Source organism: Mesorhizobium sp. WSM4906, from assembly GCF_029674625.1.
GTDB lineage: Bacteria > Pseudomonadota > Alphaproteobacteria > Rhizobiales > Rhizobiaceae > Mesorhizobium.
Genome location: NZ_CP121355.1, coordinates 5327072 through 5338750 on the forward strand (window position 1 = coordinate 5327072; position 11679 = coordinate 5338750).

19 protein-coding genes and 1 tRNA gene are annotated in these 11679 nt (G+C 64.1%); 10 read left to right on the forward strand and 10 right to left on the reverse strand.

From position 1 onward, the window contains the following. The first annotated feature begins 186 nt into the window (after window positions 1-186). The 3 genes from QAZ22_RS25795 (at window position 187) to QAZ22_RS25805 (ending at window position 1714) form a co-directional block, all read left to right on the forward strand. Window positions 187-1356, forward strand: a complete 1170-nt coding sequence (locus QAZ22_RS25795) for an NAD(P)/FAD-dependent oxidoreductase (protein WP_278203526.1) — start codon at window positions 187-189, stop codon at window positions 1354-1356. Window positions 1357-1431: 75 nt separating this feature from the next. Then, a tRNA-Pro gene (locus QAZ22_RS25800) sits at window positions 1432-1508 on the forward strand. A gap of 68 nt (window positions 1509-1576) precedes the next feature. Continuing rightward, window positions 1577-1714, forward strand: coding sequence for a hypothetical protein (locus QAZ22_RS25805; RefSeq protein ID WP_278203527.1), 138 nt, complete (start codon window positions 1577-1579; stop codon window positions 1712-1714). Window positions 1715-1724: 10 nt separating this feature from the next. Here QAZ22_RS25805 and QAZ22_RS25810 read toward each other — a convergent pair whose 3' ends face one another. The 7 genes from QAZ22_RS25810 to QAZ22_RS25840 form a co-directional block, all read right to left on the reverse strand. Next, complete coding sequence (locus QAZ22_RS25810; RefSeq protein ID WP_278203528.1) at window positions 1725-2108, reverse strand: type II toxin-antitoxin system VapC family toxin; 384 nt, start codon at window positions 2106-2108, stop codon at window positions 1725-1727. Further along, on the reverse strand, window positions 2105-2362 hold the full coding sequence (locus QAZ22_RS25815; RefSeq protein WP_278203529.1) for a type II toxin-antitoxin system prevent-host-death family antitoxin: 258 nt from the start codon (window positions 2360-2362) through the stop codon (window positions 2105-2107). Before QAZ22_RS25815 ends, QAZ22_RS25810 begins: the two co-directional genes overlap by 4 nt. Window positions 2363-2585: 223 nt before the next feature. Next, window positions 2586-3008 (reverse strand): type II toxin-antitoxin system VapC family toxin, encoded by a 423-nt coding sequence (locus tag QAZ22_RS25820; RefSeq protein WP_278203530.1) that lies wholly within the window; start codon window positions 3006-3008, stop codon window positions 2586-2588. Beyond that, window positions 3005-3259, reverse strand: coding sequence for an Arc family DNA-binding protein (locus QAZ22_RS25825; protein ID WP_278203531.1), 255 nt, complete (start codon window positions 3257-3259; stop codon window positions 3005-3007). The genes QAZ22_RS25820 and QAZ22_RS25825 overlap by 4 nt, the downstream gene beginning before the upstream one ends. A gap of 75 nt (window positions 3260-3334) precedes the next feature. Then, on the reverse strand, window positions 3335-4039 hold the full coding sequence (gene hdaA, locus QAZ22_RS25830) for a DnaA regulatory inactivator HdaA (RefSeq protein WP_278203532.1): 705 nt from the start codon (window positions 4037-4039) through the stop codon (window positions 3335-3337). A 1-nt stretch (window position 4040) separates the two neighbouring features. Beyond that, entirely contained in the window at window positions 4041-5219 is a 1179-nt protein-coding gene (locus tag QAZ22_RS25835; RefSeq protein ID WP_278203533.1) for an AI-2E family transporter, read from the reverse strand. Then, a complete protein-coding gene (locus QAZ22_RS25840) occupies window positions 5191-5748 on the reverse strand; it encodes a CDP-alcohol phosphatidyltransferase family protein (protein WP_278203534.1) in 558 nt (185 codons plus the stop codon). Before QAZ22_RS25840 ends, QAZ22_RS25835 begins: the two co-directional genes overlap by 29 nt. Window positions 5749-6043: 295 nt before the next feature. On the opposite strand from QAZ22_RS25840, the gene purM reads away from it, so the two are divergent. Genes purM through QAZ22_RS25870 form a run of 6 tightly spaced genes read left to right on the forward strand, consistent with a single transcriptional unit; the run spans window position 6044 to window position 9317 of the window. Beyond that, a complete protein-coding gene (purM, locus tag QAZ22_RS25845) occupies window positions 6044-7123 on the forward strand; it encodes a phosphoribosylformylglycinamidine cyclo-ligase (protein WP_278203535.1) in 1080 nt (359 codons plus the stop codon). Beyond that, a complete protein-coding gene (purN, locus tag QAZ22_RS25850; RefSeq protein ID WP_278203536.1) occupies window positions 7120-7827 on the forward strand; it encodes a phosphoribosylglycinamide formyltransferase in 708 nt (235 codons plus the stop codon). The genes purM and purN overlap by 4 nt, the downstream gene beginning before the upstream one ends. Window positions 7828-7881: 54 nt before the next feature. Continuing rightward, a complete protein-coding gene (locus QAZ22_RS25855) occupies window positions 7882-8157 on the forward strand; it encodes a type II toxin-antitoxin system ParD family antitoxin (RefSeq protein ID WP_278076556.1) in 276 nt (91 codons plus the stop codon). Window positions 8158-8160: 3 nt separating this feature from the next. Further along, on the forward strand, window positions 8161-8454 hold the full coding sequence (locus QAZ22_RS25860; protein ID WP_278203537.1) for a type II toxin-antitoxin system RelE/ParE family toxin: 294 nt from the start codon (window positions 8161-8163) through the stop codon (window positions 8452-8454). A gap of 11 nt (window positions 8455-8465) precedes the next feature. Then, window positions 8466-8795, forward strand: a complete 330-nt coding sequence (locus tag QAZ22_RS25865) for a hypothetical protein (RefSeq protein ID WP_278203538.1) — start codon at window positions 8466-8468, stop codon at window positions 8793-8795. A 9-nt stretch (window positions 8796-8804) separates the two neighbouring features. Continuing rightward, the gene (locus QAZ22_RS25870) at window positions 8805-9317 is read left to right on the forward strand and encodes a histidine phosphatase family protein (RefSeq protein ID WP_278203539.1); all 513 of its coding nucleotides are present in this window, start codon (window positions 8805-8807) and stop codon (window positions 9315-9317) included. A 165-nt stretch (window positions 9318-9482) separates the two neighbouring features. Here the strand turns inward: QAZ22_RS25870 and QAZ22_RS25875 are convergent, their stop codons facing one another. From QAZ22_RS25875 to QAZ22_RS25885, 3 genes are all read right to left on the reverse strand, one after another. After that, window positions 9483-9725 (reverse strand): DUF680 domain-containing protein, encoded by a 243-nt coding sequence (locus QAZ22_RS25875; RefSeq protein WP_278203540.1) that lies wholly within the window; start codon window positions 9723-9725, stop codon window positions 9483-9485. A gap of 270 nt (window positions 9726-9995) precedes the next feature. Beyond that, window positions 9996-10202 carry a DUF680 domain-containing protein gene (locus QAZ22_RS25880; RefSeq protein WP_278203541.1) on the reverse strand — a complete coding sequence of 69 codons (207 nt, stop codon included), beginning with the start codon at window positions 10200-10202 and terminating at the stop codon, window positions 9996-9998. A gap of 54 nt (window positions 10203-10256) precedes the next feature. After that, window positions 10257-10529, reverse strand: coding sequence for a DUF680 domain-containing protein (locus QAZ22_RS25885; RefSeq protein WP_278203542.1), 273 nt, complete (start codon window positions 10527-10529; stop codon window positions 10257-10259). Window positions 10530-11000: 471 nt separating this feature from the next. Between QAZ22_RS25885 and QAZ22_RS25890 the strand changes: the two genes are divergently transcribed. Then, a complete protein-coding gene (locus QAZ22_RS25890; protein WP_278203543.1) occupies window positions 11001-11678 on the forward strand; it encodes a response regulator in 678 nt (225 codons plus the stop codon). The last annotated feature ends 1 nt before the right edge of the window (window position 11679 follow it).

Here is an 11679-nt window from a genome sequence, read left to right on the forward strand (position 1 = left end):
TTGCGCATGTCTTTATCCCGAAGCCGGTTCCCACTTTCGGGAGACATGCTTTAACCTCCCTATCCGCGACACAATGCCGGGGCTCTTTGCAACCACGGTCTATTTCCATTGCCTTGTCGGCGGCATATGTCGGATACATGGCCGTGGCACCTGAAGGCCATGGCGACGACAAAGACAAGAATGGGCATGGAAGCGGAAATCTCGTCGGATTGGACGGACGAGCCGGCGATCCTCGAAGGCGCGATCGTGGTCGGCGCCGGCGCGGCGGGATTGGCGGTGGCGCATGCGTTGATCGAGGCCGGGATCGCCACCGAGGTGCTCGAGCGCGAGGGACGGCTGGCCGAGCCCTGGCACCATCGCCATGAGAATCTGCATCTCAACACGCATCGCGACCTCTCGACCCTGCCCGGCGTTTCCTTTCCGAAAGGCACGCCTGCCTTTCCGCACCGCAGCGCGGTGATCCGCCTCTTCAACGACTTCGCCCAGACGCACCGGCTGCCGATCGCCTTCGGCGTCATCGTCGATGAAATCGAATTCCGCGGCGACCACTGGCTGGTGAAGACCAGCACGGGACCGCGTGCGGCCCGCCACGTGGTGATCGCCACCGGGCGAGACAGGCAGCCCTTCATCCCGGCCTGGAAAGGCATGAAGGATTTTTCGGGCAAGATCATCCATTCGGCGCGTTTCGGCCGGGCGACAGACTATGCCGGGAAAAAAGTGCTGGTGGTCGGCGCCGGCAATTCCGGCTTCGACGCGCTCAACCATCTTTCCGGCGTCGAGACCGGGCAGATGTGGCTCTCGGCGCGCAACGGCCCGTCGCTCTTGCCCAAACGCATCGGTAAGATCGCCGTGCACCGCTTCTCGCCCGTCATGGCGCGCCTGCCCGCCAGGTTGGCGGATGCGGTGATGGCGGCGACGCAGCGGCTGGTCTTCGGCGACCTCAGGAAATTCGGCCTGCCCCCTGCCCCGTCGGGCGGCGCGAGCCGCCTCGGCTCGGACTATACGGCCATCGCCGCCGATGACGGAGCGGTCGATGCGATCAAGTCCGGCCGCATCATCGTCGTGCCGCAAGTCAAGGAATTCAGGCGTGACGGCGTCGTTCTCGAGAACGGCCAGACGATCGCGCCCGATATCGTCATTGCCGCCACCGGCTATCGCACCGGGCTGGAGACGATGGTCGGCAGACTCGGCGTGCTCGACGCCAAGGGTGTGCCGCTGTTCAACGGCGCGGCGAATGACCCGAAGCTGCCGGGCCTCTGGTTCACCGGCATGCGGCCGAGCATTCGCGGCTGCTTCGCCAATGCCCGCATCCAGGGCACGGCGATCGCGGCCAGAGTGGCCAAGCTCAAGCGTTGAAGCGCTATCTCCTCACAGGAAGCTTCCGTTTTTGGGTTGCCTTCCGGGCCACGGAACCCTATACGCCGCGAGCGTCGGAGTGTAGCGCAGCCTGGTAGCGCACCTGATTTGGGATCAGGGGGTCGCGTGTTCGAATCACGCCACTCCGACCAGTTTCCTGGCCCGGCTGCCCGGCGGCCTGTGCCGCGTCGGCGGCCACAACAGCGCAGTCCGGTTCAGATTGGCTTCAGCCGTGACGGCGGTGGTGGTTGCTATCCTCGACAGGGACAACTGGACAGCCAACACCGATATCATCGTGGTGGTCGATGTCGCCAGGCGCCGCCTGACATGGGTGCCGCGCGACCTGTGGCGCCGATGAGGTCGGCTTTTCAGAGCGCGCTTTCGATGTCGGTCTTCGAAAAATCGTTGCCGACATAGAGTAGCCGGCAGCCGCGGTCTTTCGCCACCTCATAGGCGAAGCAGTCACCAAAGTTGAGCGCCGCTGCGTGAATGCCCTTGCCCCATTGCGCATAGGCCTCGGCAATGCGGCGCGCGGCACCTTCCGTCACCGGCGCGATCTCGAAGCCGAGCCCGTCAATCAAGGCCGACGCTTCCTCGGCTACCCCTCGCCTCGCTGCAACGATCAGCAGTTCGGCCACGGTTCCCGCCGATATAACAAGCTCGTCTTCCACCTCGAGAGCCGCCGCGCAGGCACCAGCCTCCGGCTCGCCGAGGACAATGGCCATCAACGCGGACGTATCGACCGCGATCATTCCGGCAGGCCATCGTCGCCATAGAGGAAATCCTGGCTACGCGCGGCGGAAGGGCCGGCACTGGCCTTGGCCGCGCCTGCCGTGCGGGCGGCCTCCAGCAACGCCCGCCGCCCCTTGCGGTCCGGTGCGGGTCGTACCGGAACCAGGCGCACGGCCGCGTGGCCATGACGGGTCAGGATGATTTCGTCTCCCGCTTCGGCACGGCGCACCAGGTCGGTCAGTTGGCCCTTGGCGTCTGTCACGGATATTCGCATGATCGTCCTACTGGACCATTATCTGGTCCATTTGAAATAGACCATTTTCTGGTCCACTTCAATTGAAGAGCGAGAACGACCGTAAACCCGCCGGGCGAGTCCCCAACAACCTCGAGCCCGGCGAGCCTACAACCCGATCTGGAACGCGACCGGGGCCGGGGTCAACCGGCATCGTTGGCGTTGCAAGATGGATGCCAGCGAGATCGTCTCGGAATGAGACAGCTTACGCCGCATTGTCCCACGGATTGATGACCGGCACGCCGGCGGCGTGAAATGGCGCGGTGTCGCGCGAAGCGACTTGAAAGCCCTTCGCAGCGGCAATCGCCGCGATGTACCCATCGGGAACGGGAAACCCCTTGCCTGCAGCCCTGGCCTTCACGGCAAGACCTGCATAGCGCCGCGCTGCCTCGACATCGAGCACCAGAATGCGCTGGTCGAAAACTGCGAATATGCCCGAAAAGACTTCAGCCAAGGCGCTCTTACGGCGGCCCGCTGGCATCGCCTCTATCCCGAACAGGATTTCGGCCAGTGTCACGCTGGAGAGGTAGAGGGTTTCGGCGGCCTGATTGTCCAGCCAAGCAAGAACTGCGGGATGAGGTTCCGCTCTCATCATCTCCGAAACGACATTGGTGTCCAGAAGGATCATTCAAAGCTCAGAGGTTCGGCGGGGCGTTTGCCAAGGGCCTGCTCCAGGGCATCGACATCCTCGTTCTTCACGCCGGCCCGGCGAGCAATGTCGGACAACAGAGAGCCTAGCTTGACACGCCCCTCCGGCCGAACGGCATCTTCAAGAATGGCGCGGATTTCCGCCTCCGTGCTGCGGCCATTGATGGCCGCGCGTACACGCAGAGCACGGTGCGTCTCTTCCGGAAGATTTCTGATCGTTACAGCAGTCATTGATATCAATCCGATGTCAGCGACATCATAGATATCACAATACGGCCTTGATGTCACTCTCAGGGTGATCCAACCCTAAATATCGAACTCGCCCTGCCCTTCGTCCATGGCGCTGACGGTCTCGGCGGCGAGCGCGCGGGTGATCGGCGTCTTGCGCTCGAGCGCGGCGCGGTCGAGGCGTTCGACGACGCGCATCGCGGTCGCCAGGGAGCGCTCGATGCGCCGCACCAGATATTGCACGACATGCGGCTCGACCTCGATCTGGCGGTCGGCGAAGAGCTTCGTGATGACGCCGGCAAGCAAAAGGTCGTCCGGCTCGTGGATCTCGATCGTCGCCGCCGCCTTCAGCCGCGAGATGAGGTCGGGCAGCGTGACGCGCCAGGCGGAGGGAAAGCGCCGTGCCGTCAGAAGCAGCGTGGAGCCGGCGCCGCGCACCGTGTTGATCAGGTGGAACAGGCCTTGCTCGTCGATCGGGCCTTTGTCGATATCGTCGATGAGCGCCGGGCTGCCGCCGAGTCCGCCTATGTGCTCGCCGATCCGGCCGGCATCGACGGCAACCGCGTTCGCATGGGACAGCCATATCTGGGCGAGATGCGTCTTGCCGGACCCCGGAGGGCCGGCAAGCACCACCACCGGCGAGGGCCAGTCCGGCCAGCGGTCGACAAGCGCCGCCGCCTCCGCGTTGGTGCCGGAGACGACGAGCTCGTCGCGCGAATAGCCGGTGCCATGGCCGAGATCGAGCGGCAGCTGGCGCGGCGGATCGGTTCGTTGACCGGCCATTTCAGTCGCGCGCCGAACGATGCCCGCCGCCGCGATCCGCCGGCAGCGGCGGCGCCGGCTCGGCGGCGTGACCCTTGTAGAGCGGCGATTCGAGATAGCGCGAAATCGCGAAGCGCACCAGAACCGCGATCGCCGCCGAAGCCGGCACCGCGATCAGCAGCCCGACGAAGCCGAACAGCGCGCCAAAAGCGAACAGCGCGAACATCAGCCAGACCGGATGCAGGCCGACGCTTTTGCCCACCAGCCGTGGCTGCAGGATGTTGCCCTCGATGAACTGGCCGACGAAGAACACGCAGGCCACGGCAACCACCATGGTCCAGTCCGGCCAGAACTGGACGAAGGCGACGCCGACGGCGAGCACAAGGCCGGTCAGCGAGCCGACATAGGGGATGAAGGAGATCAGCCCGGCGAAGAGGCCGATGAGGATGGCGAAGTTCAAGCCCGTCAGCGTCAGGCCGGTGGCGTACATGGCGCCGAGCACCAGGCAGAGCGTGCCCTGCCCGCGCACGAAGCCGGCGGTGGCGGTGTTGATGTCACGGGCGAGCGCCCTGACCGTCTCGACATAGTCGCGCGGCACCCAGCTGTCGACCACCGCCACCATGCGGTCCCAGTCGAGCAGCATGTAGAAGGCGACGACCGGTGTGACGACGAAGAGGCTGACCACCGACACCAGCGCCACGCCCGAGCTCCAGATCGAGGTGAAGACTGTGGTCAAAAGGCTGAAGCCGGAGGTGAGCAGCGAGTTCAATCCGTCACGCAGGCCGGCAGCGTTGACGCCGAAGCGCTGCTCCAGCCATTTCGGATCGAAGCTGGTGATCAGCGATTGCAGCCGGGTGAGATATTCCGGCAGCTTGCGGGCGAAATCGGCCATCTGGGTGGCCAGCACCGGAACCAGGATGACGAAGGCCAGCACGACGACGACGATGAACGCAATCAGGATCACCACCGTCGCCATCAGCCGGGAAAGTCCCAGCCGCTCCAGCCGGTCGGCGACGGGATCGAGGAAATAGGCGAGCACCATGCCGGCGACGAAGGGCAACAGGATGCCCGAGAAGATGTAGAGGAACAGCGCCAGAAGCACGGCGACGATCAGCCAGAACGCGATCTGCCGGCGCAACGCGGTCGATGCCGCGGCCGTCCAGGCTTCGCTGTCAGGTGCCCGTGTCGGAGCCTTCGCCATAGCCGCTCATATGCCTTAGCCAGGCCACGAGATAGGCCGCGGCCGAAGCCACGGTCAAGACCCCGGACAGCAATATGAGCGCCGGCCGAAGCGGATCGAGATGGACGGAAAAGGCAAGCTCGCCCAGCACCAGCGCCGCCAATGCGATCTGCACTGCGGTGTTCACCTTGGACACGAAGAGCGGCTTCATCTCGACCGGATGGCTCATCAAGCTGGACAGAAGCACTGCGCAGATGATCAGCCCGTCGCGCGACACCATGGTCACCACCAGCCACAGCGGCAGCTCCCCGGCAAAGCCCATGACGACGAAAACCGAGACCAGCAAAAGCTTGTCGGCCATCGGATCGAGATAGGCCCCGAGCTGCGAGGACAACCGATAGCGGCGGGCGATGAAGCCGTCGACGCCGTCGGAGATACCGGCGACAAGGAAGCCGGCGAAGGCCCAGTCCCAACGCGCGTTCAGCATCGCCAGCACCACGGCGGGCACCAGCAGCAGACGCATGATCGTGATCAAGTTGGGGGTGGTCACGTGATGTCCCGTCGTGGCCTTGTTGGGAAATAGATGAGGGAGATGGAGGATAGGCGCAAGGGAGGAGCTGCCGATCTCCCCCTTTGAGGGAGAGATGGCCGGCAGGCCAGAGGGGTCGTCTCACATAAATCGCCGACGCCGTCCGCCGTAAGTCGCTGGCGCTCCACGCGAGGCGACCCCCTCTGTCGCCTTCGGCGACATCTCCCCCTCAAGGGGGGAGATCGGCTCTCATCATCCTTGCTCCCCGAAACCATTCATGCGAAGAGCCCGCAATGGAAACAGGGATGAGCCGACGATGAGCAAGGGCGACAAGGCCAAGCGCAAGAACGGGCTCACCTATGCCGAGGCGGGCGTCGATATCGATGCCGGCAACCTGATGGTCGAGAAGATCAAGCCGCTGGTGCGCGCGACGCGCCGGCCGGGCGCCGACGGCGAGATCGGCGGCTTTGGCGGCCTGTTCGATTTGAAGGCCGCCGGTTTCACCGATCCGGTGCTGGTCGCGGCCAATGACGGCGTCGGCACCAAGCTCAAGATCGCCATCGATTCCGGCAAGCACGACACGATCGGCATCGACCTGGTCGCCATGTGCGTCAACGACATCGTCGTGCAGGGCGCGGAGCCTTTGTTCTTCCTCGACTATTTCGCCACCGGCAAGCTCGACCCCGACCAGGGTGCTTCGATCGTCGGCGGCATCGCGCAAGGGTGCCGGCAGGCCGGCTGCGCGCTGATCGGCGGCGAGACCGCCGAGATGCCCGGCATGTATCACGACAAGGACTACGACCTGGCCGGCTTCGCCGTGGGCGCGGCCGAGCGCGGCCAGTTGCTGCCGACCGACGACATCGTCGAGGGCGACGTGCTGCTCGGCCTCGCTTCCTCGGGCCTCCACTCCAACGGCTTTTCGCTGGTGCGCCGGATCGTTGCCGCGAGCGGCCTTGGCTGGGACGACCCGGCGCCGTTCAATGAGGAGCTCAGCCTTGCCGAGGCGCTGCTCGAGCCGACGCGCATCTATGTGAAGTCGATCCTGAAGGCGATCCGCAACACGCATGGCATCAAGGCGCTCGCTCACATCACCGGCGGCGGTTTTCCGGAAAACATCCCGCGCGTGCTGCCCAAGGATTTCTCCGCCGAGCTCGACCTCGAGGCGATTGACGTGCCGCCGGTGTTCTCGTGGCTGGCCAAGACCGGCGGGGTCGCGCCGGAAGAGATGATGCGCACCTTCAACTGCGGCATCGGCATGATCCTCGCCGTCGCGTCCGGCCAGGCGGCGCAGGTGGCGGCGGTGCTGCAGGAGGCCGGCGAGACGGTGACGCCGATCGGCCGCATCGTGCCGCGCCGCGACGCCGGCGTCATCTATCGGGGCTCGATCGGCCTATGAGCAGGAAGCGCACGGTCGTCCTGATCTCGGGGCGCGGCTCCAACATGACGGCGCTGATAGCGGCCGCCGCCGATCCTGCCTACCCGGCCGAGATCGTCGGCGTCATCTCGGACCGGGCGAATGCAGCCGGCCTCGGCATCGCACAGTCGCGCGGTATCGCCACCAAGGTCATCCAGCGCGCCGACCATCCGAGCAAGGACGCGCATGACGCCGCGCTCGACGCCGCGCTCGACGGCTTCGGTGCCGAGATCGTGGCCTTGGCCGGCTATATGCGTATCCTGGGCCGCGGCCTGGTCGAGAAATGGCAGGGGCGCATGATCAACATCCACCCGGCCTTGCTGCCAGCGTTCAAGGGGCTGGACACGCATGCGCGCGCCATCCGCGCCGGCGTGCGCATCCATGGCTGCTCGGTGCATTTCGTCACGCTCGAGATGGATGACGGCCCGATCATCGCCCAGGCCGCCGTGCCGGTGATGGTCGGCGACAACGAGGATACTTTGGCCGCGCGGGTGCTGAAGGTGGAGCACCGGCTCTACCCGCTGGCGCTGGGTCTGGTCGCCGAGGGCAAGGCGCAGATGGAAAAGGGCCACACCGTGCTTGCCCATTTCGCCGACGACGCCGACAACGCCACCTCGGTGGTGATGGCGCCGGACCCGCTGCGCGAAGAGCGCGACCTCGAACAGCTGGCGCGTATCACGCCGTAGAGTCCTTGAGAATGGTGGCAACAATTGCTACCATGTTTCCAAGGAGACCGTTCTATGGCTGCAGTCGAAAAAGTAAGCGTGGCGCTTTCGCCGGAGCTTCTGGAGATGGTCAGGGACGCCGTCGAAAGCGGTCGCTATGGCTCGGCGAGCGAGGTCATTCGCGAAGCGCTGCGCGAGTGGCGCTTGCGTCAACCGCTCCGCGAAGCCGAAGTGGAGCGGTTGCGTAGGGCCTGGACAGAGGGACTGGAGAGCGGCCCATTTGTTCCTTTTGATATCGAGGACATCAAGCGAAAGGTCCGGGGCCGTCTCATCGATACTGCCAAGAAGTAGTCCATGGCAGACCTGCCGATCATCCGTAGCCCTGCTGTTGAGAATGACCTGACCGACATCTGGCTTTCTATTGCCAAGGACAGCCCGCGTGCGGCCGATCATTTCTTGGATGCGATTGCAGAACGCATCCTGCAGCTTGCCGTCTTCCCTGAATCCGGACCGAGAAGACCCGATATCGGGGCCGATGCACGCGCGCTGACCATCAGTAACTACCTCATTCTCTACCGGCTCGCCGAGGAACGGATCGAGATCGTGCGTATCGTGCATGGCGCGCGCGATGTTTCAACTCTGCTCTAAGGACGCACCGCATGGATATTTTCGACAGCGCGATCCGGACGAAAGGTGATCTCGCAGGTGTCTTCGAATATGAGGACACCGCGACACAGGAGGCCACGGCGTATTTCTACCTGCATCAGACGGAAGGCGACCAGGCTGGTTCGGTTCTCGGTGCAATCCATGTCAGATCGGGCCAATGGGCGATCACCGAAGCAGATGTTGCCGTGAGGTGGGATAGTGGTGAACACCGCGTGGGCCTGTTTGTCTTCGGTGCGCTGGTGGCGGCCTTTGATGCCACCACGGGCGCAAAATATGGTGGCGGATATGGCAAGGATTTCAACGCCGAGATTCCCTGGTCCTGAGCAATGCTGATGAGACAACTGCTTATCCTTCGCCACGGCAAGTCGAGTTGGGACGATCCCAAGCTCGAGGATTTCGACCGGCCGCTCTCTCAGCGGGGACTGAAGACGGCGCCGCTGATGGGGCGGGAGCTTTCGCGGCGCGGTTGGCTGCCGGATCTGGCGTTGGTGTCGCCGGCGCTGCGCACCCGCGACAGCTGGCGACTGGTCTCCCAGGAACTGCCGAAGCATGTGCGGGCGGAATTCGTGGAGGAGCTCTACGAGGCGGCGCCCGGCGCCATCCTGGCGCATGTGCGGCAGGCAAAGACCACCAGCGTGATCGTGATCGGCCACAATCCCGGCCTGCAGAATTTTGCGCTGCGGCTCGCCGGCGCCGGATCGGATGAAAGCGTATTCAAGAAAATCGAAGCGAAATTCCCGACGATGGCGCTTGCGCGGTTCACCGTGAAGGATGATTGGGCAAATCTTGATTTCGGTGGCGCCCGGCTGACTCATTTCGTGCGGCCAAAGGATTTGGCTGTGTAATCTCCCCTCTCGAGCGGGAGATGTCGCCGAAGGCGACAGAGGGAGTCGTCGCGCCTGGAGCGCCAGCGCTTTCTGCGACGAGAAACAACGCCGACGTTCTACGTGAGACGACCCCCTCTGGCCGCTTTGCGGCCATCTCCTCTCAAGGGGGGGAGATTTGGCGCTTCAATTTCCCCAGATGCCCTGGCCGGGATCCGGCCAGGCCTGCGACGGCGCTGCTCCGGTCGTCACCGAGGTATCGACATTGGCCGGCTTGGCGGCCTCATGCTTGCGCACCGAGGCGGTGGGGCGGCGGTCGACGCCGGCGGTCGGCTGGTTGGCGTGGTCAGCGCCATAGTGGTCGCTGCTGGCGAAGGCGGAACCCATGGCGAGAAGCATGGCGGCGGCGGTGAGAGCAATCCTGGTCATTTTGAAAAGGTCCTTGTGCTGTTGGTTCGTCGGCGGCGCCTTGGGAGGATGACCCCGCTGCCGACAAAGACCCGGGGCGGCCCCGATTTATTCCCGGGCGAGTTTTTTTCCTTGCCCGTCGCCAGTGACCTGGTCCTGAAAGCTCTTCTCGAGCAACCGGTTGGAGAATGGTGCTGCCCGACTGATTCCGGGCGACCCATGGCCGGCTCGATAAAAGCAAAGCGGCGGTACAAGCCCGCCGCTTTGAGGTCTATCGAAGACCGGAACCGGTTAGTGGTTGCCGAACAGGTCGCGGTCGGCGCCCTGGGTCAGCGGCTTCTGGACGTTCGCATCCGACTTCTTGACCGAAGCGGTGTACGAGGTATCGACCGAAGCGGCCGGCTGGTTGGCGCCGGCCGAACCGTAATTGTCGGAGCCGGCGAAAGCGGCGCCGGTGGCAACGAGAAGGGCAGCGGCGGTAAGAGCGATCTTGGTCATTTCAGGTACTCCAGATTTGAGAGTTGATGCTTTCGAGTTCGGGACGGGACCGCCTTAGCGGCCCCAGATGCCCTGGCCGGATTCCGGCTGAACCGAGTCCGGCGTCAGCTTGAACGCACGGTGTTCGACCGGCCTGCGGATCGAAGCCGTCACGCTGCGGTCGATGTTGTCGCCGACGCCGCGGTCAATATTGTCGCCGGACTGGATCACGGCGGACTGATTGGCGGTCGGCTGATTGACGTTGTCCGACCCGTAATGGTCGCTGCCGGCGAAGGCGCTGCCCGTGGCAACGAGAAGAGCCGCGGCGGTAAGAGCAATCTTGTTCATTTTAGGTACTCCAGATTTTCAAAATCCTGTCCGTCAAGTGGCGTGCCGTGATGGAAATTCGCGTCGCTCGGACCACCCCGAAATGGGTCGGACCCACTGCCGTTTCCAATCACGAAAATGTGTGAACCGAACCGTTCGGTTCGATATTGAAATCACGCCAATGGTGCAGTTGCCATATTCTTATCGTTTGATATCAAAATGTTACGACGAACGACGCGCGATGGCGCACCCAGATTCGGCGTGCAAGCGTTCACCTTGACTACACGAACCGTCAACATAAATTGAACCGAACGGTTCGGTTTTATGATCTGTCCGACCGATCGAGTGGCTCAATGGCCGCCGTGGTCGCCCTCGGGCCGGCGTTTGCCTTGCGGGCGGATCGATACTATCGGTTGACCTCAAGGACCAATTCGGACGCTGCCTGCCACATGTGGCGAAGGCCGACGCATTGGGAGGGAACAGCGACGGACGATGCGGCTCTTGCTTGTCGAAGACAATCGCGAACTGGCCGATTGGCTGAGCAAGACGCTGCGCCAGGCGAGCTACGTCGTCGACGTCGTCCACGACGGCGAGGATGTCGAGCATGCGCTTGCCGCCGGCGACCATGCGCTCATCATCCTCGACCTCGCCTTGCCGCGCATGGGCGGGATGGAGGTGCTGAAGCGGCTGAGGGCGCGCGGCAATCCCGTGCCGGTGATCGTGCTCACCGCCAACGCCAGCCTCGACGGCCGGGTCAAGGGCCTCAACGAGGGCGCCGACGACTATCTGGCAAAACCCTTCCAGATCGAGGAGCTCGAGGCGCGAATCCGCGTGCAGCTGCGCCGCGCCAACGATCGCACCGCGCCCCTCATCTCCTGCGGCGATCTCGTCTTCGACACCAATACCAGGCTGTTCTCACTCGGCGGCGAGACGCTCTCGCTGACGCCGCGCGAACATGCGGTGCTGGAGCAGCTGGTGGTCAAGGCCGGGCGAACGGTGAGCAAGGCCGCACTGTCGGCGGCGATCTACGATTTCGAAACCGACGCCGACCCCAGCGCCATCGAGATCTATGTGCATCGCCTGCGCAAGAAGCTGGAAGGCTCGCACGTCCAGATCGCCACCTTGCGCGGCCTCGGCTATCTGCTGCGCCATGAAGACCAAGCGCAATGAA

What these genes read in the sequence shown, in the direction of transcription:
- QAZ22_RS25795 (WP_278203526.1), top strand. Translation starts at nt 187, where the DNA reads ATGGAAGCGGAAATCTCGTCGGATTGGACGGACGAGCCGGCGATCCTC.
- QAZ22_RS25810 (WP_278203528.1), bottom strand. Translation starts at nt 2,108, where the DNA reads ATGATCGCGGTCGATACGTCCGCGTTGATGGCCATTGTCCTCGGCGAG.
- QAZ22_RS25815 (WP_278203529.1), bottom strand. Translation starts at nt 2,362, where the DNA reads ATGCGAATATCCGTGACAGACGCCAAGGGCCAACTGACCGACCTGGTG.
- QAZ22_RS25820 (WP_278203530.1), bottom strand. Translation starts at nt 3,008, where the DNA reads ATGATCCTTCTGGACACCAATGTCGTTTCGGAGATGATGAGAGCGGAA.
- QAZ22_RS25825 (WP_278203531.1), bottom strand. Translation starts at nt 3,259, where the DNA reads ATGACTGCTGTAACGATCAGAAATCTTCCGGAAGAGACGCACCGTGCT.
- hdaA (WP_278203532.1), bottom strand. Translation starts at nt 4,039, where the DNA reads ATGGCCGGTCAACGAACCGATCCGCCGCGCCAGCTGCCGCTCGATCTC.
- QAZ22_RS25835 (WP_278203533.1), bottom strand. Translation starts at nt 5,219, where the DNA reads ATGGCGAAGGCTCCGACACGGGCACCTGACAGCGAAGCCTGGACGGCC.
- purM (WP_278203535.1), top strand. Translation starts at nt 6,044, where the DNA reads ATGAGCAAGGGCGACAAGGCCAAGCGCAAGAACGGGCTCACCTATGCC.
- purN (WP_278203536.1), top strand. Translation starts at nt 7,120, where the DNA reads ATGAGCAGGAAGCGCACGGTCGTCCTGATCTCGGGGCGCGGCTCCAAC.
- QAZ22_RS25855 (WP_278076556.1), top strand. Translation starts at nt 7,882, where the DNA reads ATGGCTGCAGTCGAAAAAGTAAGCGTGGCGCTTTCGCCGGAGCTTCTG.
- QAZ22_RS25860 (WP_278203537.1), top strand. Translation starts at nt 8,161, where the DNA reads ATGGCAGACCTGCCGATCATCCGTAGCCCTGCTGTTGAGAATGACCTG.
- QAZ22_RS25865 (WP_278203538.1), top strand. Translation starts at nt 8,466, where the DNA reads ATGGATATTTTCGACAGCGCGATCCGGACGAAAGGTGATCTCGCAGGT.
- QAZ22_RS25870 (WP_278203539.1), top strand. Translation starts at nt 8,805, where the DNA reads ATGAGACAACTGCTTATCCTTCGCCACGGCAAGTCGAGTTGGGACGAT.
- QAZ22_RS25875 (WP_278203540.1), bottom strand. Translation starts at nt 9,725, where the DNA reads ATGACCAGGATTGCTCTCACCGCCGCCGCCATGCTTCTCGCCATGGGT.
- QAZ22_RS25880 (WP_278203541.1), bottom strand. Translation starts at nt 10,202, where the DNA reads ATGACCAAGATCGCTCTTACCGCCGCTGCCCTTCTCGTTGCCACCGGC.
- QAZ22_RS25885 (WP_278203542.1), bottom strand. Translation starts at nt 10,529, where the DNA reads ATGAACAAGATTGCTCTTACCGCCGCGGCTCTTCTCGTTGCCACGGGC.
- QAZ22_RS25890 (WP_278203543.1), top strand. Translation starts at nt 11,001, where the DNA reads ATGCGGCTCTTGCTTGTCGAAGACAATCGCGAACTGGCCGATTGGCTG.